Source organism: Lichenihabitans sp. Uapishka_5 (genome assembly GCF_033947565.1).
Classification (GTDB): domain Bacteria; phylum Pseudomonadota; class Alphaproteobacteria; order Rhizobiales; family Beijerinckiaceae; genus Lichenihabitans.
The window spans coordinates 14,554-36,714 of record NZ_JARPVX010000034.1; the positions used below are offsets into that span (position 1 = coordinate 14,554).

General features: G+C 68.3%; 19 protein-coding genes. 10 read left to right on the plus strand and 9 right to left on the minus strand.

The genetic code is table 11. From position 1 onward, the window contains the following. On the minus strand, positions 1 to 381 hold a 381-nt coding region (locus P7D22_RS13100), incomplete at its 3' end, for an FGGY family carbohydrate kinase (protein ID WP_319934690.1). A gap of 373 nt (positions 382 to 754) precedes the next feature. Between P7D22_RS13100 and P7D22_RS13105 the strand changes: the two genes are divergently transcribed. The 4 genes from P7D22_RS13105 to P7D22_RS13120 all read left to right on the plus strand — a co-directional run bounded on the left by P7D22_RS13105 (position 755) and on the right by P7D22_RS13120 (position 5,486). Continuing rightward, the gene (locus tag P7D22_RS13105) at positions 755 to 1,711 is read left to right on the plus strand and encodes a substrate-binding domain-containing protein (RefSeq protein ID WP_319934709.1); all 957 of its coding nucleotides are present in this window, start codon (positions 755 to 757) and stop codon (positions 1,709 to 1,711) included. A gap of 148 nt (positions 1,712 to 1,859) precedes the next feature. Next, entirely contained in the window at positions 1,860 to 3,341 is a 1,482-nt protein-coding gene (locus P7D22_RS13110) for a sugar ABC transporter ATP-binding protein (RefSeq protein WP_319934691.1), read from the plus strand. 12 nt (positions 3,342 to 3,353) lie between these two features. Further along, positions 3,354 to 4,334: an ABC transporter permease gene (locus P7D22_RS13115; protein ID WP_319934692.1), complete on the plus strand. Its 981-nt coding sequence runs from the start codon at positions 3,354 to 3,356 to the stop codon at positions 4,332 to 4,334. A gap of 201 nt (positions 4,335 to 4,535) precedes the next feature. Beyond that, on the plus strand, positions 4,536 to 5,486 hold the full coding sequence (locus P7D22_RS13120) for a sugar-binding transcriptional regulator (RefSeq protein ID WP_319934693.1): 951 nt from the start codon (positions 4,536 to 4,538) through the stop codon (positions 5,484 to 5,486). 69 nt (positions 5,487 to 5,555) lie between these two features. On the opposite strand, the gene P7D22_RS13125 is transcribed toward P7D22_RS13120, so the two are convergent. The 5 genes from P7D22_RS13125 to P7D22_RS13145 form a co-directional block, all read right to left on the minus strand. After that, positions 5,556 to 6,284, minus strand: a complete 729-nt coding sequence (locus P7D22_RS13125) for a hypothetical protein (RefSeq protein ID WP_319934694.1) — start codon at positions 6,282 to 6,284, stop codon at positions 5,556 to 5,558. Between the two features lie 234 nt (positions 6,285 to 6,518). Then, entirely contained in the window at positions 6,519 to 7,016 is a 498-nt protein-coding gene (locus P7D22_RS13130; protein ID WP_319934695.1) for an HAD domain-containing protein, read from the minus strand. Between the two features lie 115 nt (positions 7,017 to 7,131). Then, the gene (locus tag P7D22_RS13135; protein ID WP_319934696.1) at positions 7,132 to 8,103 is read right to left on the minus strand and encodes a carbohydrate kinase family protein; all 972 of its coding nucleotides are present in this window, start codon (positions 8,101 to 8,103) and stop codon (positions 7,132 to 7,134) included. A 55-nt stretch (positions 8,104 to 8,158) separates the two neighbouring features. Continuing rightward, positions 8,159 to 9,076: an alpha/beta hydrolase gene (locus tag P7D22_RS13140; RefSeq protein WP_319934697.1), complete on the minus strand. Its 918-nt coding sequence runs from the start codon at positions 9,074 to 9,076 to the stop codon at positions 8,159 to 8,161. 183 nt (positions 9,077 to 9,259) lie between these two features. Next, a complete protein-coding gene (locus tag P7D22_RS13145; RefSeq protein ID WP_319934698.1) occupies positions 9,260 to 10,105 on the minus strand; it encodes a hypothetical protein in 846 nt (281 codons plus the stop codon). On the opposite strand from P7D22_RS13145, the gene P7D22_RS13150 reads away from it, so the two are divergent. Then, positions 10,098 to 10,379, plus strand: coding sequence for a hypothetical protein (locus P7D22_RS13150; protein WP_319934699.1), 282 nt, complete (start codon positions 10,098 to 10,100; stop codon positions 10,377 to 10,379). The two genes, P7D22_RS13145 and P7D22_RS13150, sit on opposite strands and share 8 nt — an antisense overlap. Positions 10,380 to 10,612: 233 nt before the next feature. Here P7D22_RS13150 and P7D22_RS13155 read toward each other — a convergent pair whose 3' ends face one another. The 3 genes from P7D22_RS13155 to P7D22_RS13165 form a co-directional block, all read right to left on the minus strand. After that, a complete protein-coding gene (locus tag P7D22_RS13155; RefSeq protein WP_319934700.1) occupies positions 10,613 to 12,088 on the minus strand; it encodes an HlyD family type I secretion periplasmic adaptor subunit in 1,476 nt (491 codons plus the stop codon). Continuing rightward, on the minus strand, positions 12,088 to 14,244 hold the full coding sequence (locus P7D22_RS13160; RefSeq protein ID WP_319934701.1) for a peptidase domain-containing ABC transporter: 2,157 nt from the start codon (positions 14,242 to 14,244) through the stop codon (positions 12,088 to 12,090). Before P7D22_RS13160 ends, P7D22_RS13155 begins: the two co-directional genes overlap by 1 nt. A gap of 215 nt (positions 14,245 to 14,459) precedes the next feature. Beyond that, a complete protein-coding gene (locus P7D22_RS13165) occupies positions 14,460 to 15,998 on the minus strand; it encodes an FGGY-family carbohydrate kinase (protein WP_319934702.1) in 1,539 nt (512 codons plus the stop codon). 178 nt (positions 15,999 to 16,176) lie between these two features. Here P7D22_RS13165 and P7D22_RS13170 point away from each other — a divergent pair, with 178 nt between their 5' ends. The 5 genes from P7D22_RS13170 to P7D22_RS13190 all read left to right on the plus strand — a co-directional run. After that, positions 16,177 to 17,844: a hypothetical protein gene (locus P7D22_RS13170; protein WP_319934703.1), complete on the plus strand. Its 1,668-nt coding sequence runs from the start codon at positions 16,177 to 16,179 to the stop codon at positions 17,842 to 17,844. 39 nt (positions 17,845 to 17,883) lie between these two features. Continuing rightward, positions 17,884 to 18,960 (plus strand): glycosyltransferase family 61 protein, encoded by a 1,077-nt coding sequence (locus P7D22_RS13175; protein ID WP_319934704.1) that lies wholly within the window; start codon positions 17,884 to 17,886, stop codon positions 18,958 to 18,960. 161 nt (positions 18,961 to 19,121) lie between these two features. Further along, positions 19,122 to 20,846 carry a flagellar basal-body MS-ring/collar protein FliF gene (fliF, locus tag P7D22_RS13180; RefSeq protein WP_319934705.1) on the plus strand — a complete coding sequence of 575 codons (1,725 nt, stop codon included), beginning with the start codon at positions 19,122 to 19,124 and terminating at the stop codon, positions 20,844 to 20,846. Further along, complete coding sequence (locus tag P7D22_RS13185) at positions 20,843 to 21,544, plus strand: hypothetical protein (RefSeq protein WP_319934706.1); 702 nt, start codon at positions 20,843 to 20,845, stop codon at positions 21,542 to 21,544. The genes fliF and P7D22_RS13185 overlap by 4 nt, the downstream gene beginning before the upstream one ends. Further along, positions 21,541 to 22,161: flagellar motor protein MotB (locus P7D22_RS13190; protein ID WP_319934707.1), on the plus strand; the 621-nt coding region annotated here is incomplete at its 3' end. The genes P7D22_RS13185 and P7D22_RS13190, both read left to right, overlap by 4 nt.

Genomic DNA, 22,161 nt, shown 5'->3' on the forward strand with positions numbered 1-22,161 from the left:
CTGCATGATGGCGGCCTCGGCGGCGGGCGCGTGGCCGGCCGCCGTCCAGTCGCGGCCGACCGCATCGGCGCGGCTGTCGGTCGAAACGATGCCGGGGCCGACCGGAAGCCCGTCGGCGTCGACCGCGTAGAGCCCGTTGCCGTGCCCGGTGGTCGAGATGCCGACCACGTCGCCGGGCGACACGCCGCTCGCCTTGAGGGCCTGCAGCGCGGCCCCGCAGGCCGAGCGCCACATGGATTCAGGGTCGACCTCGGTATGGCCGGGCTCGGGAAACCGCACGGCATTGGCCTGCCGGGCGCTGGCGCGCTCCGTGCCGTCGAGGTCGAACACGGCCGCCTTGGCCATGGTGCCGCCCGTGTCGATCCCCAGGATGCACGGCATAGCGGGTCCCCTCCCCTTCTTCTGCTTTGATGAGACTGCAAACATTTGTACGTCGATAAGTCAAGATGTAACGGGAGTCGGAGAGAGCTTCTGCCTTCGCCTTCCGTCATTGCGAGCGGAGCGAAGCAATCCAGAACCTCAGCGCCGCCTGGATTGCCGCGGCGGCTGCGCCGCCTCGCGATGACGGGAAAATCGATTGCGAGTCGAAAACTCGACTGCGTTCGTGCTGTCCATCATTGGCGGGCTACCACGCTCCATCACCTCCTACCCCGTGCAAAACCGAACAAATGTATTGACATTAGCACAATGGAATTTCACCCTGCCGGAACGACCGGCGAAGCCGGCATTGTTTCCTAGGAGGAAATGCCCCGTGATGCAGCCCACGCATGTCGCCGCTTCCCTGCTGGTGCTCGGCCTCGCGGCCGCGCCTTCGGCCTTTGCGGCCGGTGGCGCCGATCAGGCCACGCTGATCCACCCCGTCACTAAGCAGACGATCGTCTTCATCCCCAAGGTCATCCATCCCTGGTACGAGGTGGTCAAGGCCGGGTCGATGTTTGCGGCCGACGAGTTCAAGAAATCCGGCATCGACGTCGACGTGCAATGGGACCAGCCGCCCCAGGCGGATGTGTCCGACCACAACCAGCGCATCGAGACCAACATCGGCAAGCACCCGGACGGGCTCGTCGTGTCCTGCCTCGACCCGGCCACCAACGTGCAGATCCTCGACGAAGCCGTGAAGGCCGGCATCAATGTGGAAACCTTCAACTCGTTCTGCGCCGAGCGCTTCCCCTTTGTGGGCCAGAAGGACTCCTACCAGGACGGCTACGACCTCGCCGAGTTCCTGGCTAAGCAGATCGGCGACAAGGGCAACGTCGGCATCCTGTCGGGCAGCCTCACCGCGCAGGACCACATCCGCCGCGTCCAGGGCTTCAAGGCGGCACTCGCCAAGCACCCGAATATCAAGATCGTCTTCGAGCAACCCGACAACGACGATCTCGACAAGGCCGTGCAACTGACCGAGAACGCCCTTCAGGCCCATCCCGACCTCGTCGGCCTCTTCGGCTGCAACGCTTCGAACCCGATCGGCGCCGCCCGCGCGGTGCAGAACGCCGGCAAGGCCGGCGTGGTGAAGATCGTCGGCCTCGACGACCTGCCCGAAACCATCCAGTTCATCAAGGACGGCGTCATCACGGCCACCATGGCGCAGCGCCAATGGGACCAAGGCTATTGGGCCGTGAAATACATCGTGGCCAAGAACCAGGGCCACACCATCCCGATGGACCATGAAACCGGCTCGCGCATGATCACCAAGGCCGATCTGACGAATTGAGGGGCTACCGCCGAAACCAGACGACCGTCATTCCGGACGCAGCGAAGCGGAGATCCGGAACCGGGAGCCACCGCGATAGCCGCCGGGGCTCCCGGTTCCGGGTTCGGCTCTGCCGCCCCGGAATGACGGCGGTGAGGAGGGGGTTGCCATGACGCCCGTGTTCGAGGCCCGAAATATCTCGAAAAGCTTCGGGCCCGTGCGAGCGCTGAGCGGCGTCACCGTCACCATCGGTGCCGGTGAGGTGCATGCCATCATCGGCGAGAACGGCGCCGGCAAGTCGACGCTGATGAACATCCTGTGCGGCAAGCTCAAGCCCACGGGCGGCGAGTTGCTCCGTCACGGGCAGCCCGTCGTGTTCCATTCGCCGGTCGACAGCCAGGCGGCGCGCATCGGCATCGCGCCGCAGGAAATCAGCCTCGTTCCGAAGCTGAGCGTGGCCGAGAACATCGTGCTCGGCGCCCATAGCGGTCGCGGCGGCCTGGTGGCCTGGCGCGCCACCCGTGATCGCGCCACCCGGTTTCTGCACGAGATCGACGACACGATCGACCCGGCCGCCAAGGTCGAGGCGCTGTCAAAGGCCCAGCAGCAACTGGTGCAGATCGCCCGCGCGGTGGCGACCGAGGCCGAGATCCTGATCTTCGACGAGCCGACCGCCACGCTGACCAACCGCGAAACCGACAAGCTCTACCGGTTCATCCGCCGCTTCCGCGCCGGCGGCGGCTCGATCTTCTACATTTCGCACCGCCTCGACGAGATCCTCGACCTGTCCGATCGCATCAGCGTGCTGCAGGACGGGCGCTCGATCGGCCAGCTCGATCCCGCCGCGACCAGCAAGGGCGAGATGATCAACATGATGGCGGGGCGCGAGGTGAAGGGCACCCACGCGCCGCGCCCCTTCGTGGAGCGCAGCGAGATCGCCCTGCAGGTCCGCGGCCTGACGCGCCACGGCGAGTTCCAGGACATCGATTTCGCGCTCCACAAGGGCGAGATCCTCGGCATCGCGGGCCTTGTCGGCGCCGGCCGCACGGAACTCGGCAAATGCCTGTTCGGCGTCACGGTGGCCGATGCCGGCACGCTCGAAGTGTTCGGCCAACAGGTGCGGATCGACCACCCGGCCGACGCCATCGCCCGGGGGTTCGTCTACCTGCCCGAAGAGCGCAAGGCCGAGGGCATCTTCCCGCTGCTGTCCATCGACGAGAACATGAGCCTGCCGAGCTACGGCCGCTTCGGCTCTGCGCTCAACATCGGTTTCGGCGACATGGTGCGCGAGGTGGCGGATTACGTGAAGCGTATCCGCATCAAGATCGGGGTGGGGGCCGACCCGATCACCAGCCTCAGCGGGGGCAACCAGCAGAAGGTCATCCTAGCCCGCTGGCTGATGCGCGGCATGAAGGTGCTGATCCTCGACGAGCCGACGCGCGGCATCGACGTCAACGCCAAGCTCGAGATCCAGACCGTGCTGCGCGGCCTGTGCGACGAGGGGCTGTCGATCATCTACATTTCGTCCGAGCTCGGCGAGGTGCTCGAAGTGTCGGACCGTATCCTCGTGATGCACGAGGGCCGCATCAAGGGCGTGCAGCGCGCCGATCAGGCCACCCAGGAATCCCTGCTGCAACAGGCCATGAGTTGAAGGCGCGTCCCGATGGCTGACCCGATGACCCTGGCGGCGCGACCGGCCCTCCGCGCCTCGCCCTTCACGCGCTTCCGCCGCTGGGAGGCGAGCGGCGCCCTGCTGGCGCTGTTGGCGCTGTGTGCGCTCCTGGCCGTCGCGTCGCCGTATTTCTTCACGGCCGCCAACCTGCCGATCGTGCTGCGCAACGCGTCCTTCGTGGGCCTGGTGGCGCTCGGGCAGACCCTGGTGTTGTTGATCGGCGGCATCGATCTGTCGGTTGGCGCCGCGGCGGGCCTGTCGGCCATCGTGGGCGCCCTGATGCTGACGAAATTCGGCATCCACCCTTATGCGGTGATCCCGCTCACCATGGGGTTCGGGCTGCTGCTCGGCTTCGCCAATGCGCTGTTCGTGGCGAAGCTGCGGCTCAACCCGTTCATCGTCACGCTGGCCTCGGGCGAGATCTTCGCCGGGCTGAACCTCGTCATCACGCAGGGCTATCCGGTGCGGCCGCTCGGGCCGCAGTTCAAGGTGTTCGGCCAAAGCGACCTGTTCGGCCTGCCGTTTCCGGTGATCGCCTTCTTCGCCTCCGCCGCGATCCTGTGGTGGGTGCTGACCCGCACGCGCTTCGGCCGCAACATTTATGCGGTCGGCGGCAACCGCGACGCGGCCGCGCTCGTCGGCATCCGGGTGTGGCGGGTCGAGTTTATCGTGTTCGGCCTCGCGGGCATGTTCGCGGCGCTCGCCGGCATCCTTTACGCGAGCCGCATGGATGCGGCGCAGCCCTCGGTCGGCGAAGGCTGGATGTTGTCGGCCATCACGGCCGCCATCATCGGCGGCACCTCGCTGCGCGGCGGCGAGGGCACGATCGTCGGCACGGTGTTCGGCGCGCTGCTGCTCACCGTGCTGCAGAACGGCACCGTGCTGCTCAACGTGTCGGGCTATTGGCAGCGCGTCATCATCGGCGCCGTGGTGCTGGTGGCCGTGCTGGTCGACCTGGTTCGCCGCCGCTAGGGTTTTTCTGGTTCTTGTTGAACCCGACAAATCCCAGCATTCGCGCGTGGTCGACTGCCTGATCGGGCCAAGTGGTGTCCACTTGGCCCGATCAGGCTCAAGGGGATGGTCGAAGTGGATTCCCCTTCGGCCATCCCCTAGAACAGAGCCAGCACGTTTGGGGGAGCGCCGGTAGGGGGCGACGGCGCGAAACGGGGATGCATGGCGACGCCTGACAGTTTTGACCTCGAGGCCGACCAGCGCACCCGCGCGGCCTGGCTTTATTACATGGAAGGCATGACCCAGGACGCGGTCGCCCAGGCGCTCGGCATGACGCGGGCCCGGGTGCTGCGCATCCTGGCTTCCTGCCGCGAGGACGGCACGGTGCAGATCACCGTCAATGCGCCGCTTGCGGCCAGCATCGCGCTCGCGCGGCGCATCGAAAACCGGTTTGGCATCGAGCGCGTCATCGTGATCCCCCGCCCGGCCAGCGACGCCGACGTCGGCGCCCTGATCGGTGCCGCCACGGGCGCCTATGTGTCGTCCATCCTGACTGACGGCATGACGATCGGGCTCGGCTGGGGCCGCACCTTGTCGTCGAGCCTGTCGAGTCTGCCGCAGCGCGCCTTCAACAAGCTCACCGTGGTGTCGCTGCTGGGCGGGTTGACGCGGGCCTCGCAATTCAACCCGAGCGAGTTCGCCTGGCGCTTCGCCGACCGGCTCGGGGCCGAGTGTTTCATGATGGCGGCGCCCGTTTATGCGCCCGACGCCCGCACCCGCGAGGCGCTGGTCAACCACGCCGGCATGGAGGACGTGTTCAAACATGCCGAACGGCTCGACGTGGCGCTGATCAGCGTCGGTGAACTGTCACCGGGCTCGACGCTCAGCCGCTATGGCCTCGCCACCAAGGAGGAACTCGCCTCGCTGGCGCGAGGGGGCGCTGTGGGCGACCTGCTGTGCCGCTTCATCGATGCCGACGGCGCCCTGCTCGATCACCCGCTCAACGATCGCGTCATTTCGGCCGACCCGACCATGCTCCGCAAGGCGCGCCGCATCGTGCTGGCGTCCGGCGGATGGGAAAAGGCGGCTGCCGTGCTGGCCGCCATCCGGCTGCTGAAGCCCGAGGTGCTGGTCACCGACGAAACCGTGGCGGAGTCGCTCGTGGCGGATTGAGCCTCTCGACGCCGCGTTGTCGCTGTGCGCCGGGAGCCGCTCAACCCGCCAGCGTAGTCTGCGATCCCATCAGGCCGCCCAGGGCGCCCGGCGCCAGGGCTGGCCGATTGCCCCGCGGAGGGCATCACCGACACGGCCCAGGAGCTTCGACAGCGGCGAACGCCACAGGCCGTCGCCATTGTCGCACAAGGGATCGTTGACCACCGGGCTGCCGTCGGAACCGACCAGGACGTTGCCGACGTTCGGGTCGAGCCCCCGCGGCGCCACGGCCCTCAAGGCCGCCACATAGCCTTCATAGCCGGGCCACACCGTCCTGAACGCATCCCGGATGCCGTCGAAGCAGGCATGGTCGACATAGGGTTCGTGATCGGGCCATTCCGCCTTGAAGCGGGTCCGCACGCCTTCATCCATCTCGGCATCGGGCCGGTCGGCGATGACCGCATGGGCGAAGGGAAGCCACCAGGCCCCCTGCGACGGTTCCGCCAGGCGCGACGCCACGGTCAACAGCGCGCCGCACCGGCTGACGTGCATGTCGTGAACCTGCGGGGCGTGCGGCCCGTCGGAGCCCGAAAATCCCTTGCGCAACAGCGCCACATAATCGCCGAACCCGTCGGCCTTGCGGGCAAACCGCACCACCACATCCGGGTGGTCGGGATGCGCGTGGACGCTGCCATGATAGCCATAGCCGATCTCGGGCCAGCCCGCCGCCACGAGGGCCGCGTGGGCCTTGGCGGCCGATCGTTCGACGATGCCGAGCCAAGCGAGCGAGTGGCGCGGTGTCTTCGTGCGTTTTCCCATTCCGAACATCGCAGCCACTCCTTTCCGCCAGCCGCCCCCCGATGCGTCACACCCCCGAAGCGCAATAAACAGCGCCGCGACCGAACAAACCTGTCCGGTCAAGGATGTGGAACCAGTCGAAATCGGGGAGTGCGCGACGCCGTCGTCACACGGTCGTCATGAAATGGGCCAGTCTTAAGGAAAAATCAACGCCCGGGACCGCGATCCGCCACAATTGATGTCTTGGGGCGCGTCTTACGTCGCATCGAGGCGGGCCACGAGGCTGCGGGCCAGGCTGGCCTCCGCCTCGGTCAATCCCCGCTCGGGGTTCGGCTTGACGTGTCGACCCGCATGCGCATCGCCGATCTCGACATCATCGAGCACCAGATAACGGGTGATGCCATTCCGGCTGGCGTGGTCCGCGATCTCCTCGCCGCGTCGCGCCCGCTCGGCGGGCAGCATGGCGCCCGTCTCGGGGTCGCGGCTCGTGGCCGGAATGGCGGTGCGCCAGTCGGCATGGAATCGGTCTTCGGGCAAGCCGGCCTCGACCAGCGTCGGCCTGCAATCCGCCACGCGCCAGGTCGAGGACACCACCACCACGGCGCCGAAGTCGCGCATCAGGGCCGCCACGATCGCGACGGCGGCCGGATCGAGCTTGTCCTTGCCGGCCTTGCGTTGGTAGGCCGCCGTGGTGACGACGCCATCGATGTCGAGATAAAGCGTGAGCGGCTCGCGCTCGTTCTGGTCGTGCACGTGACTGTTCTCGCCTTGCGCCGCGATCCAGCCCCGGCACCGGAGAGCTAGCGCGATCCGGCATACGCGTCGAGCGGCAGGCGGAAGGATGGCGCCTGCCTCGTCGGGGTGCCCGTCAGGCCACCGCCGCCAGGGTCGCCGGGGATCGCCGCAGCGGCGTCCGCTCCATGAAGGCCCAGGTGGCGTCGAAATCCTCCACGCCGGCCTGCGATCCGAGGCCGGTGGCATTGAGCGCCGCCGTCGCCTGGGCGAACCGCACTGCGGTTTCGGCGTCCATGCCCCGGATGAGCGCCACCGCGAAGCCGGCGTCGAAGGCGTCGCCGCAGCCGCAGGTGCAGCGCACCGGCACCTCATAGGCCGGCAACGTGAAGCGGGTGCCGTTCTGGTGATGGTAATAGGCCCCGTCCTGGCCGAGCGTGAACACGCAACAGCGGACGCCCTTGTCGATGAAGAAGGCGGCCGTGCCTTCGAGGTCGTGCCGCCCCGTCAACGCATGCGCTTCCTCGATCGAAGGCATGAAATAATCCGTGTAGGGCAGGATGCTGGCGACCGCCGGCATGTCGGCCGCCGAGCCCGCGAAGATGTCGGCCGTGGTGATGGCCCCTGCGGCCTGGGCCCGCCGGGCGAGCTCGGCATTGCGGCCCTCGTCCATGCGGGTCATCAGCCCGACGCCGCCGAAATGCACCACGCGGGCGTCGATCACCTGCGGGGCGAGGTCGTCGTCGATGAAGAAATCGCCCGTGGCTCCCTTCATGTGCAGCGCCGGCCGGGCGCCGTCCGGCCGGGTGGTGACGATGGAGGACGAGGTGCGCCAGCCCGGCCGGCGCTGCATGGCGCTCGTGTCGATGCCGAACTGGTTGAGGCGCTGCAGCACCCAGTCGCCCATCATGTCGGGGCCGACACCGCCAACCGCCCGGCAGCTGAGGCCCATCTTGGCGGCCGCGATGGCGGCCGTGCCGGCGGCGCCCGACACCGCAAGCGTCAGGTCGTCGATGAAGGTCGTGCCGCCGCCCTCGGGGATGGCCGTGACGGGCCAGCCCAGGCAATCGAAGGTGATGAAGCCCATGGCCGTATAATCGAGTGTCATCTGCGCTCCTCCCAGGCCGTTCGAGCAGCCGGTCTCGTTTGGCGTCCGGCCGCGGTCAGCGGCCCAGCATGAACTCGCGCAGCATGCTGGCGAGGCGGTCCTCGGCCTCGAGCGCGAGACTGTGGCCGCATTCCGCGAAGACGGCCGAGCGCTCGACGCGATCGGCGACCTTGAGCATCTGCGCCTCGACCAGCGGTCCGAAGAACTCGGGCGCCCCGACGGTCATGATCGGAAGGGTCAGCTTGGTTTGCTTCAGTTCGGCGATGATGCGCGCGTTCTTCAGGCCGGCCCGATAGGTTTCAAGGCAGCCGCGCAACCCGCCTGGGGCCTTGAGGCAGCCGATCCATTCGGCGAGCGCTTCCTCGGACACCGCATAAGGGTTCCAGGTCTCGGCCTTGATCCAATATTCCCAGAACTCGCGCTCGCGGCCGGTGATCAGCATCTCGGGCAGATGGGGGATCCAGAAGAACGGGATGTGCCACAGCCAGACGCCCCGCTGGTCGAATTGCGCCGAGATGGCCTCGGGCGTGAAATTCGACCAGTCTTCGAGCCCCTGCCCGGACAACAGCATCTCGCAGAACGACAAGGTCCGGACGCGATCCCGAAAGGTGGCCGCCAGCACATAGGCGAACTCGGCCCCGCGGTCTTCGCCATGCAGGTGGAAGCGCTCGTGCCCGAGCAGGCTCATCAGTTCGGCCACGTCGTGCGCGTTCGTCGCGGCGTCGTATCCCTCGGCGGCGGGCGGCTTGTCCGTATAGCCGAAGCCGCGCAGGTCGGGGGCCACCACCGTGAAATACGGCGTCAGCAACGGCAGCAGCTTGTACCAATAGAAGTGGTTCTTCGGCGTTCCGTGCAGCAGCAGCAGCAGCAGCGGCTCGCCCTGCCCGGCTGTGACGTAGTGCATGCGGATGCCGTTCACGCGGGCACGGCCATGCCTCACCGGCTGACCCAGATGGTCCAGGATCTCTGCCATGCATCCTCCCAGGGATTGCGGCAACGGCCCGTCTTCGCAGGCCTTAAACGATCCGGAATTCGTACATTTGGTGTGGTGCTATGTCAATTGTTCGCAGCCGAACTGAGTGGCACCCCGCTTGGCTGGGCAATCCCTCCGAACACTGACCCGGGCACGAAACTCACCGTGCCCGGGTCAGGTCGATCAGGAGTGGACGACGGTGAAGAGCGCGTTCGATTGCGCGGTCGTCATGCTGTTGATCTGCACCGACGTGAAGGCGTTGCCTTGCACCGATGTCAGGGCGGAAATGTCCGCCGTGCTGACCGCGGTGATCTGCGCCACGCTAAGGCCCGCGATGCCCGTGGTGCTGAGGCCGGCCACCTGGGTGGTGGTGAGGTAGCCGATCTCCGTGGTGGTCAAACCGCCGATCTGCGTCTTCGACAACACCCCGATCTGGGCCGTTGTCAGGGCCCCGACCTGGGTTGTGGTCAGGGCGCTGAAGGCCGCCGCGCTCAGACCGCCGATCTGCACCGTCGTAAGGGCGCCGATGGCCGCAGAGGTCAACGCCTTCGCCTGGGTGCCCGACAGGGCCGCGATCTCGGTGGCTTTGAAGCCGGTCAGCTGGGTGGCGGTGTCGAGGGCCGCGAGATCGGTGGTGTTGAGGCCCGCCACCTGGGCGGCCGACAGGGCGCCGAGGTCGGTCGAGGTGAGGGACGCGAACTGGGCCGCGCTCAGCGTGCCGAGCTGGCTCGCCGTGAAGCCGGCGAGCTGGGCCGTCGTCAACGCTCCGACCTCGGCGGCCGTCAGGGCGCCGACCTGGGCCGTGGTCATGGCGGCGATCTGGCTCGACTTCAGGGCCGGCAGCTGGGTGGTGACCGTCAGGCCCGCCACATTGGCGACGGTGAGAGCCGCCACCTGGGCGGCCGACAGGGCGCCGACCTCGGCGACCGTGAGAACGCCGACCTGAGTGGCGGTCAAGCTGTTGATGACGCTCGTGGTCAGGCCCGCGAATTGCGTGGCCGTGAAGTAAGCCAGGTCGGTCGTGCTCAAAGAGGCCACCTGGGTGGCACTGAGCGCTGCCGCCTGGGCGGCGCTGAAGGCCGCGATGTCCGTGGTGCTCAGCAAAGCGATGTTGGTGGTCGAGAGATTCGCGACCTGCGTGGTCGTCATGCTGGAAATGATTGAAGACACCGGACGCTCCAACAAACGCGAAAGCCGCACGGATCGGGCAGGCTTCACAATGACCGCGATGGCGCCGGACGGCGCTGCACTTGGGCTTGCCTCCGGCGCAGTCTCGCGGCAGCCGACGTCGGAAAAACGCTGACCAGCCAGGCGGAGCCTGTGCGACGATGACAAGAATACGGCCGGCTAAACCCGGCGGCACGGAGCGGCATCATGCCTTCGGGAAGTCTTGAAAACGACTTCACCGATCCGTGATCTGGTTATAAGGGGCAGCTCTTAAACAGGGCTTAAGTCGAGCCGCCGGTGTTTAGGGATCCGTTCCGTCGCCGCGGCTGTGCCTCGCATCCCGAAGCAAAGCCGCCCGCCAAACCTGCCTTACGGTTCGCGAATGCTTTCGTGCAGGCCGCGGGTCACCGGCTCAAGGAAATACGAGATGACGCTGCGGCTGCCGGCCTTCACCTCGGCGCTGAGCGACATGCCGGGGATCAGGCGAACAGGCGTGTCGCCGTCGCGCAGCACCGGATTGTCGATCTCCACCTGGCTGAGATGGGTCAGGCCGCCCGGGGCTTGGCCGCTTGCGGCCGCCGTGCCGCCGCCAAGCGATTGCTCGGCCACGGCGCGAAGCCGGCCATGCAGGGTGCCGAAGCGTTCGAATGGAAAGGTGTCGACCTTGATCAGCACTGCGTCGCCCGGTTTCACATAGCCCACATCGCCCGACGCGATGGACACTTCTGCGATCAGCGGCGCGGCCGTCGGCAGCAGGGTGATGAGCGGCTCGGCCGCCTGCAGCACCGAGCCGACCGAGCGCTTGGCCACCTCCAGCACCACCCCATCGGCAGGCGCCCGCAGCACCACCATGGCGTTGAGGTGGTCGGCCTTGACCAGGGATTCCGTGACGCCGGCCATCTCCTTGCGAGCCTTGACGAGGTCGTCGAGCAGCTGCGCCCGCCATTGGTCGATGAAGACCTGGCGGTCGGCCTCGCGGGCCGCGAGACCGTGGCGCTGCTCGCCGAGCCGGCCTTCCGCCTCGCGCTTGTCGCGCTCGGTGCGCAGGCGCAGCAGGGTGGCGTCCATGAAGGTCGACCGCGTTTCGATCTGTTTGTTGAACAGCTTGCCGTGCATGTCCTCGAGTTGCTTGTGGATCCCCAGTTGCTGGCCGAGCGAGGCCGCATTGGCGGTGCTTTCGGCAAGGCTTTCGTGCAACCGGGCGATGTCCTCGTCGAAGGCCCGCAGCCGCCCGGCATATTGCGACTGCCGCTGGCCGTAGAGCGTCCATTGCAGCACGGAATCCTGATTGCGGCCGCTGAACGCGGGGGCGCGCTCGCCGATCTCGGCCTCGAGCCGCTCGATCTCGGCCCGCAGGCCGTCGCGCTGCGACACCAGCACCGACTGGTCGGCCTCGGTCAGGGTGGCGTCGAGGGTCGCGAGCTCGTCGCCCTTGTGCACCACGTCGCCGGCCCGGACCCGCAGGGACCGGATGGCGGCGAGCTGCATCGGCTGCAGCACGATCGGCGGTGCGTCGGCGGCCAGCTTGCCGCCGGCCGTCACGATGATGTCCACCTTGACCAAAGACGCCACCGTGATCGTGACGGCCATCACGGCCATGATGACATAGGGCGTGAAGCGGACGGCCGCCGGCGGCGCCGCGTCGAAGATCTCGTCGAGGTCGCGCAAGGGCGGCTGCAGCTGCGCGCGCGACACCGCCAGGCCCCCGGCGATGCGCCCGTACAGGCTGAGCGGAAAGGCGATCACGGTGGCGGCCCGCGCCCCGGCCCGGAGGCGTCGCGGGCGGCGCCCCGGCTCGGCGATACTTTGCGGCGCCGCGGCGTCACGCTCCCTCGCATCCGACATCAGAAGAACTTCGTCTGCTTGAGCCACAGCCGCTGGTAGACGTGGCAGCGCGTCAGCAAGGTGGTGTGGGGCGCGAAATCCAGCACCTTGCCTTGGTCGAGCACCAGAATGGCGTCGGCCCCGGCCAGCGAGGTGAGCCGGTGCGACACGATCAACAGCGTGCGGCCCTTGGCGATCTCGGTCAGGTGTTCCTGCACGATGGCCTCGCTTTCAGGGTCGAGGGCGCTCGTCGCCTCGTCGAAGATCAGCAGCCTCGGCCGCAGCACCAGGGCGCGCGCGATGGCGAGGCGCTGGCGCTGGCCACCCGAGAAATTGGCGCCGTTTTCTTCCACCATCGTGTCGTAGGCGGCCGGCAGGCGCTCGATGAACTCATGCGCGCCGGCCATGCGGGCGGCCTCGATCACCTCCTCGAGGCTCGCATCGGGCCGCGTCATGGCGACGTTTTGCCGGATGGTGCCGCGAAACAGGAAGTTTTCCTGCAGCACCACGCCGATGTTCTGCCGCAGGTGGCGCAGGTCGATGGCCCGGATGTCGACGCCATCGATGCGGACGGTGCCTTCGCCGGCGGTCTGCACCGCCTGGACGAGGCGCGTCACCGTGGTCTTGCCCGAGCCCGATCGGCCCACGACGCCGATCACCTGACCCGGCTCGACCGTGAAGCTCACCCCGTCGAGCGCCGGCGTGCCGGCCCCCGGATAACGGAAGCTGACATTGTCGAAGCTCAAGTGGCCGGTGATGGGCGGCGTCGCGCCCTGATGGCCGGGGTCGCGCTCGCGCGGGTGTTGCATCACGGTGCCGAGCATGTCGACCGCCATGGCGGTCTGCTGGTATTCGTTGATCAGCCCGACGATCTGCACCAGCGGTCCGGTGACGCGGCCCGACACCATGTTGAAGGCGATCAGCGTGCCGAGCGTCAGCGACCCGTTGAACACCTCGATGGCGCCGATGCCGAGGATCGCCATGCCGAGCGACTTTTCGAGCGCCGTGGTGGACACGTTGGCGAGCGTCGCGATACGGCCGACGGCGGCGCGGCGCTCCACCCCGGCCGCCACCGTGTCGTTCCAGAGGGTGAGGCGCGACGGCTCGATGGCCAGCGACTTGATGGTGCGGATGCCGTGAATGGTCTCGACCAGCTGGCTCTGCCGGGCGCCTTCGGCCTGGTAGAGCCGCTCGAGCAGGCGCCGGAAGATCGGTACGATCACCCCGATGATGGCCGCCATGGCCACCGAGAAGGCCAGCACCACGAGGGTCAGCCTGCCGCTGTAGAGCGTCAGCAACACCAGGGTGATGGGCAGCGACACGGCGTCGAGGGCCGTTTGGAACAGCCGCCCGGTGAGGAACTGCCGGATGGTCTCGGTTTGCTGCAGATTGCGCAGGATGAGGCCGGAGGTGCGGCTTTCGAAGAAGTGCAGCGGCAGGCTGAGCAGGTGCGCGAAGGTGCGCGAGGCGAGGCGCGCGTCGATCTTGCTCGTGACGAACAGCATCAGATATTGGCGCGTGTAGGCGAAGATGCTGTCAAAGATCACCAGCACGCTGAACAAAGCCACCACGGAGCCGAGCGTCTGGTAGCTGCGGTGCGTCACGGCCTTGTCGATCAGCACCTGGAACAACAGCGGGATCGCGAAGCCGATGAGGGTCGACATCAGGGCCGCCAGCGCCACGTCGCGCAGGTGGCGACGCTGGCGCAGGATCTCGGGCAGGAACCAGCCGAGGCCGAAGCGCCGCTCCTCCACCTTGACGGGCTGCGGGGCGCGCTTGCTGATCAACAGCAGCCCCGACCAGTCGGCCACGAATTCGGCGCGCGGGATCAGCACCGGCCCGGCGCCCTCGTGGCGCGGGTCGAGCACGAAGGCCGACGGCCCTTCCGGCCCGTCCATGACGTTGACCAGGATCACCCAGGCGCCGTCGCGTCGCAGCGCCATCATCGGACAGGCGGAGCGCAGGTCTTTCACCTGGCGCCAGCGCTGCCCTTTCAGCACCTTGCCGGTCAGCCCCACGCTGGCCAGCACCCGCAGCGCCGACGGCAGCAGGTCCGCCTCGCCGATCGCCGCGATGTGGTCGGCCTGGAGATGCACGCCGCGCTGCAAGGCCATGATGAACAAGCAGCGCAGCGCCGTATGGTGCGGCGACAGGGTGATGCTGACGGGGGCGTTCACAGCGCCGACGTGACTCCGCGACGCGGCCCCGGGGCCACCCTATGGCCCGGGTGATCGCCCCGATGTCGCCAGCAGCGCGGCCCGGACAAACGCATGCGGTCCCTGATCCTTGCGGCCCGCGCAGCGATCGGCGAACCCTTTGGGACGCACTAGAAACCGATAATCTTGCGCGACGCTGGCCCCGACAGGCGAGGGTCGGGGCCGCCGCGCCCGCTTCAAGCGTCGCCGCGCAGCGCCGCGAGCGCGTGCATCTGGGTTTTCAAGGCCGGGTAGAGCGCTGCATAAACGGCGAAGAGCGCGTCGTAGCGGGTTTGGCGGGACGGGGTGGGGGTGGCGCGTTCGACCAGCGTGATCCAGGTGTTTTCATCGTCGGGGCCGATCAGCCCGGCCCCAAGCGCCGCCAGGCGGGCCGCGCCGAGCGCCGCCTCGACCTCTTCCTTGATGGTCCAGACCGGCAGGCCCGTGACGTCGGCCACGATCCCCATCCACAGGTCCGACTTCGCGGCGCCGCCCACCACGATGAGGCGTTGCTCGAGCGTCGCCGCCCCCTTGGCGCCCGCCTCCATGTTATGCCGCAGCGCCAGCGTCACGCCTTCCAGCACGGCGCGGTAGAGGTGGGCGCGGGTGTGGAACAGGTTCAGGCCCACAAAGGCGCCCGAGGCTTGGCCGTCCCACACGGGCGACCGCTCGCCCATCAGATAGGGCAGGAACACGAGGCCTTCGGCGCCTGCCGGCAGCCCGGCCGCGGCGTCCTCGAGGATCGCATGCGGGTCGCGACCCTGTGCGCGGCCCGCCTCGACCTCGGCCTGGCAGAATTGGTCGCGGAACCACGACACGGAAGCGCCCGCCGTGCCGGCGCCGCCGAACACGTAAAGGTCATGCGGCGTGTTCACCACATAGGGCATCGAGATCAGCCCGTGCGCGGCGTCGGCCCGTGGCGCCACATAGCCCCAACACATGCTGGTGCCGATCATCGCCACATGGTGGCCGGGCGCCACCACGCCGGCCGCATAGGTGGCGACCGCCGCATCGACGCCGCCCGCCATCACGGGCGTCCCTTCGGGCAGGCCGAGCCGCGCCGCGGCCGCGGCGTCGAGGCCGCCCACGACCTCGCTCGGCTCCACCAGCCGGTCCGGCATCAGGGCGGCCGGGATGCCGAGGAGGTCGAGAATTTCGTGCGACCAGCGGCGGGCGGCAACGTCGTAAACCCCGCCGATGTTGCCGGCCGAACTGTGGTCCACCGCGACCGCGCCGGTCAGGCGCTGGATCACATAGGCGTTGGGCGGCAGCAACAGAACCGTTTCGGCCCACACGTCCGGCCGCTCGTCGCGCAGCCACATCATCTTGGTGAAGCCGTAATAACTGTCGACGCCGTTGCCCGTCACGCTGCCGAGGCGGGCGAGGTCGATGTTCTGCTTCACCCAGGCCACCTGGGCCTCGGCGCGGCGGTCCATCCAGATCAGGCAAGGGTGCAGCGGCTGCATGTTTCGGTCGACCGGGATGCCGGAGCCACCGTAAAGGCTCGACACGCAAAGGCCCCGCACCGCATGCGTGCCGGCCGCCCGCGCCACGTCGGCCACGGTGGCCTCGACGGCCGCGAGCCAGACGTCCGGGTGTTGTTCGGCCCAGTTCGGGTGCGGCGTGTCGGGCGCATAGCTCCGCGACGCCTGCGCCAGGATGGTGCCGTCCGCCAGCACCAGCAGCGCCTTCGTGCTCTGGGTGCCGATATCGATTCCAATGACCGCGTCCGCCATGTGCCGTTCCTCCCGCCGGTGTTTTTCTGCGGTTGTAGTGGAAACAGTGCCGCGCGTCCCACCCGTCAGCCCGGCACAAGTCCGGCCCGGTAGGGTCGGTCGCGATTTCGACCGGCGGGCGTTCTGGTCCGGGCGCGTTACCTGAAACCCCGCATCATGGCTTGAGGGATCGTCACGCATGCGTATCGAAGACGCCGAGCCGGGACGGCTGCCGGGCCTGTTGAATCTCGGGTCCGGCAAGGATTTCCAGCCCGAGGCCTTCAACATCGACATCGACGCGTCCTGGGCCCCGGATGCGGTGCTGGACCTTGGCGCGGTCGATATCCCTGCCGAGGGAATACGGCTCGCGACCGAACGTTTCGGTCCCGTGCAACTGAGGCCCGGGCAGTTCGATCGTATTGTCGCCAACGACGTGCTCGAGCATGTCCCCAACCTGATGCGGCTGATGACGGGCTGCCTCGACCTGCTGCGCCTCGACGGCGTGTTCGAGATCAGCGTGCCCTACGACCTGTCGCTCGGGGCCTGGCAGGACCCGACCCATGTGCGGGGCTTCAACGAGCGCAGCTGGCTTTATTACACCGACTGGTTTTGGTACATGGGCTGGGGCGAGAGCCGCTTCACCACGGATGCGCTGCGCTTCGTGCCCAGCACCGTCGGAGAGGCCATGCAGGCCCGCGGCGTGCCCGAAGACGAGATCATCCGCACGGCGCGCGCCATCGATTCCATGTCGGTCCGGCTGCGCAAGATCGCGCTGACGCCCGCCGACCGGGCGACCTGGGCCCATTGGCGCGAACGCCGCGCCGCCGCTGCCCAGCGCAATCGCCGACCAGCCGCAGCCGCACTCGCCGCGGCATCCCCTGTGGCGGACCGTCTTGCCGCGGTCGCGCCCTCCCCGGCGCCGGCCGTGCCGCCCCCTGGTCCGAAAGCCTTTGCGGAGCCCTGGAGTGCCGGCCGGAACCGCTATTGCGTCTGGATCGTGTCACCCAAGGACTACACGCACCACCACGCCTTCGACGATGTGGCGACCGCCCTCAGCGAGGCCTTTGCGGCTTGCGGCGGATCGGCGCCCGTGGTGACGCATCCGAGCCAGTGGCAGGGCCGCATCCCGATCGTCCTCGGCCCGCAGCTCCTGTCGCCCAACATGAGCCTCATCCTGCCGCCCGGCACCGTGCTGTTCAACATGGAGCAGGTCGACCGCAGCTCCGCCTGGATGAGCAAGACTTACGTGTCCCTGCTCGGCCGGCACGCCGTGTTGGACTACAGCCACCGCAACGCCGGGGCGTTGCGGCAGGCCGGCCTCGGCCATGCCGTTGTGCTGCCGATCGGCTACGTGCCGGCGCTCGAGCGCATCGCGCCGGCCCCGGAGCGCGACATCGACGTCCTGTTCTATGGATCGGCCAACACCCGCCGGCTTCAGGTCCTGCAGGCGCTGCAGGCGCACGGCGTGGTGGTGGCGCATGCCTTCGATTGTTATGGCGCCGCCCGCGACGCGCTGATCGCCCGGGCCAAGATCGTGCTCAACCTGCATTATTACGAGGCTGCCGTGTTCGAGAGCGTGCGGGTGAGCCTGCTGCTGGCCAATCGGGCCTGCGTGGTCACGGAAGGCGACCCCGCCGATCCCGACCTGGCGGATCTCGCGGACGGCATGGCGGTCTGCGCCTATGAGGATCTGGTCGGGCGTTGCCGCGCGCTGCTGGCCGATGCCGAGGCCCGCTCGGCCTTGGCGGCGCGTGGCCATGCTCGGATCGTGGCGCGGTCCCAGGCCGTCGCTCTCCTGGCGCTTTTCGAGCCTGAAGCCGACATGGCGCCGATCGTCCGACACCCAGCCATCGCCGCCGTCGCCTGAGGCGGTCCCCCGAACCCGGACAGCCGAAACGGATCCGGCATGCAGCTTTCATCGATTCCCAACCGCTTCATGGCACCGAGCCTGCAGCCGGTCTTTGACGGGCAGGACTTCAAGCCGCTGCTGCAGACCATCGACGAAGGGCGCAGCCGCCTCGATCTCGCGCTCAACCTCCATTGCATCCGCGACGGCTTCTTCTCGATGGAGCCGGGACGTGACGGCATCATCTTCCTGCCGGACGGCAAACCGCTGCGCGAGACGGCGCTGTTCGGCCAGCCACCGTTGCCCGACCCGGCCACGCTCCGGGCCCGCGCGGTGCCGCTCGACGAGGATGTGGTGGTGGTCGTAGATTGCGCCTGGCGCAATTATTATCATTGGCTCTGCTTGGCGGTGCCCAAGATGCTGATGAGCCGCCGCATCGCGGGCTTCGGGGCCCGCATCGCGATCCCGGATTACGACAGCCACCACGCCACCGGATGGCCGATCGCCTATGGCCGAGAGGTGTGGCGGCAGAGCCTCGCCATGACGGGCCTCGACGCCCATGCGCTGCAGCTGCCGCCGGGGCTCTACCGGGCGCCGCGGATCTACACGCTTTGGCTCGACGACCCGCAGCCGGGTCTGCTGCCATGCTGCCCCGACTACGACCGGCTGTTCGACCCCGTCCGGGCGCAGCTCACGCCCGATCCGGCTTCGCCGAAGCGCCTCCACGTGGCCCGCCGCAGCGATGCGCGGGTCGACCCGGCCGAGAGTGCCGCCATCGAGGCCGAGGCGGAGCGGCTCGGCTTCACCCGCATCCACCTCGAGGACCACGACTTCCGCGCCCAGGCGCAACTGTTCTGCAATGCCGAGGTGGTGCTGGCGGCCCACGGGGCGGGCTTGAGCAACATGCTGTTCGGGCCGCCGACCCTGCAGGTGCTGGAGCTCAACCGCTTCCTCGACGGCGAGCAGCACCTGCGTCCCTGGTATTACCTGCTCGCTGCGGCCCGTGGTCAGGGCCACCATCACCTGAACGGCAGCCGCGGCGAGTTCGCGCGCCCGCTGCTGCGCGGTGCGCTCGAGCGGGTGTGCACCCGCGGCGCGCGACCGGCTGACGGTCCCTGGTGGCGCCTGCCGGCCTAGGAGTTGTCAGAGCGGAGTCGACTCCACTTCGTTCGATCGGGCCGCCGACCGCCATAACAACCCTGAGCTGAGCGGCACCCCCGCGGGGGCCATTCCCACGCAAGCTTGCCGTTCCAAGGTGGCCGGGACGTGAACGGGCCATGATGGCCCCCAGGGTATCGATGAATCCCACAGAGCAAGTGCAGAGGCTTTGGGCCAACCTGCTGCAACTCGGGGCCCGCAAGCTCGGGGCCCTGGCGGCGATCGGCGCTGCGACCTTCCTGCTGGTCGGCATCGCGGGCTATTACCTCAGCCGGCCGTCCATGGAGACGCTCTACGCCGGGCTCGACCGCCAGGACGTGTCGGGCATCGGCGCGGCGCTGCGGGATGCCGACATCCCGTTCGACGTCAGCGCCGACGGCACCAGCGTCAGCGTGCATTACGGCCAGACGGCCCAGGCCCGCATGCTGCTGGCCGAAAAGGGCCTGCCCCATTCGGCCAATGCCGGATACGAGCTTTACGACAAGATGGGGTCGCTCGGCCTCACCTCCTTCATGCAGGACGTGACGCGCGTCCGGGCGCTCGAAGGCGAGCTCGCCCGCACGGTGCAGTCCATGTCGGGCATCAAGGCGGCCCGGGTCCATATCGTGCTGCCCGACGAAGGCTCGTTCCGTCGGGCCAAGCAGCCCGCCACCGCCTCGGTGCTGATCCGCGCCACCACGGTCGACGACGCCCATGCGGCCCAGGCGATCCGCCACCTCGTGGCCGCGGCCGTGCCGGGCATGACGCCCGACAACGTCACCGTGTTGAGCACGGATGGCACCGTGCTGGCCTCGGGCGACGACGCCGGCAATGCGGCGCCGGGCAAGATGCTCGACCTCGAGAAGCAGATCAGCCGCGAGGTCGGCGACAACATCCGCAAAACCTTGTCGCCGTCGCTCGGGGTCAACAACCTGCAGATCAGCGTCGCGGCCAAGCTCAACACCGACACGAAGCAGACCGCCGAAACCACCTACAACCCCGATGGCCGCGTCGAGCGCTCGACCCGCACCGTCAAGGAATCGCAGAACTCGCAGAATAGCTCCGCGACGCCGCCCACGACGGCCGGCCAGAACGTGCCGCAGAACAACACCCCGGGCAGCAGCGGCAAGCAATCCAACGAGGAAAACAACAAGAAGGAAGACCTCACCAATTACGAGATCTCGTCCAAAACCGTCACCACGGTGTCGGCCGGCTATGCGGTCGAGCACCTGTCGATCGCGGTGGTGCTCAACCGGGCAGCGCTTCTCACCTCGCTCGGCCTGAAGGCCGGCAGCGAGGTGCCGCCCGCCAAGCTCGCCGAGATCGAGCAGCTGGCGGCCTCGGCGGCGGGCATCGAGAAGGCGCGCGGCGATTCCATCAAGGTGATGGCGGCCGATTTCGTTGATGCCGGCAAGGACCTCGAGGCGGTGCCCTCCGTGTCGATAACCGATGCCCTGATGCGTCAGTCCGGTACGCTCATCAACGCCGCCATGATCCTCGGCGTGACGCTGCTGGTGTTGTTCTTCGCGGTGCGGCCCCTCACCCGTGTGCTCGGTGCCCCGCGCGACTCCCAGGGCGGCCTCCTGTCGGCCCTGCCGATCGAGCCCACGATGGGGCTGGACGGCGGCGCCACCATGGCGCTGCCCGACCCCAGCATGATGAACTTCGCCGATGCCGGGGCTTCGATGACGGCCGACAATCCCCTGGCCGCGATGGATATGGGCGGCTTCACCCCGTCCTGGGATGCCGGCGATGGCGACGGGATGCTGGACGAGCTCCGCCCCCGCAAGACGCCGCAGAAGCGCCTCGAGCAGATGATCGAGTTCGACGAAGCGCAGGCGGCCGCCATCCTGAAGCTGTGGATCCATAAGCGAGCCGCCGCATGATGCGCCCGATCGGCCTTTACCTCGCCGAGTTCCGCCCGGATGGCGCCCTGCCGGCGCTGCCAAGCTTCGGCACCTTGCCGGCGCTGCCGACCTTTGGTGCCCAGCCGGCGCTGCTCGACCTGAGCCTGGGGGACGAGGACGAGGTGTTGGCGCTCCCGCCGCCCTTCGCGGATCCGCCGAACCTCATGCTCGAGGCTCCGCATGGGGAGCTGTTCGAGCCGGAGACCGTCGAGCCGCTGGCGCTGCCGCGGCCCGACATCGAGGCCGCGCTGGCCGCGCAGGACGCGACGCATGTCGAGGCGATGGCGGCCGCGCGCGCGCTTTGGGCCGCGGAAGAAGGGGCCACGCTGGCGGCCCGCCTCGACGCGGCCTTCGAGGCGTTGCAGGGGCGCCTGGCCGAAGCGCTGGCGCCGCTGCTCGAGCCGTTTCTGGCCAAGGCGGCCCAGCAGAAGGCGCTCGGCCAGCTCGGCGACGCGCTCGCGTCGCTGCTGGGCGGTGGCGAAACCCGTGCCGTCACGGTGTCGGGTCCGGCCGACCTCGTGGCGGCGCTGGCCGAGCGCTACGGCGACCGCCCGGCCGTCACCTTCACGCCATCCGAGGCGCCCGACGTCACGGTGGCGCTCGGCGACACCCGCATCCGTTCGCAGCTGCGCGCCTGGACACGCAAGCTCGACGCCGCCCTGGGAGCGCAAGCGTGAGCGACGGTCATCACGAGATCATCATCGTCAAGCGGGGCGGCGAGCACGAGGAAGGCCACCACGGCGGCGCCTGGAAGATCGCCTTCGCGGATTTCATGACCGCCATGATGGCCTTCTTCCTGGTCATGTGGCTGATCTCGGCCAGCGACAAGACCAAGGCCGTGATCGCGCATTACTTCAACCCGGTGCAGCTCGTCGACTCGACCCCACAGCCCAAGGGGTTGCAGGATCTGAAGAACGACGCCACCAGCATCATGAAATATTCGAACGCCCAGACCAAGGAAAAGCCGACCGACAACGGCACCGCCGCCAGCGACGCCAAGGCGCCCGTCGAAACCAACGCGGCCAACGAGAAGAAGAACACCGAGCCGGACAAGACCGCCAAGCACGAGGCGGAGCTGTTCCGCGACCCTTATGCGGTGTTGGCCGAGATCGCGGCCAAGAACGACGCCCAGCCCAAGATTTCCAAGAAGGCCTCGACCGACGGTGCCAAGGGCGGCGCCGGCGCCATCGGGCTGAAGGGCGGCGAGGCTTATCGCGACCCGTTCGAGCCGGTGCAGCCGCCCCCTGGCGCCGTCGCGTCGAGCGACCCGGCCCTGGCCGCCACGGCCGCCGAG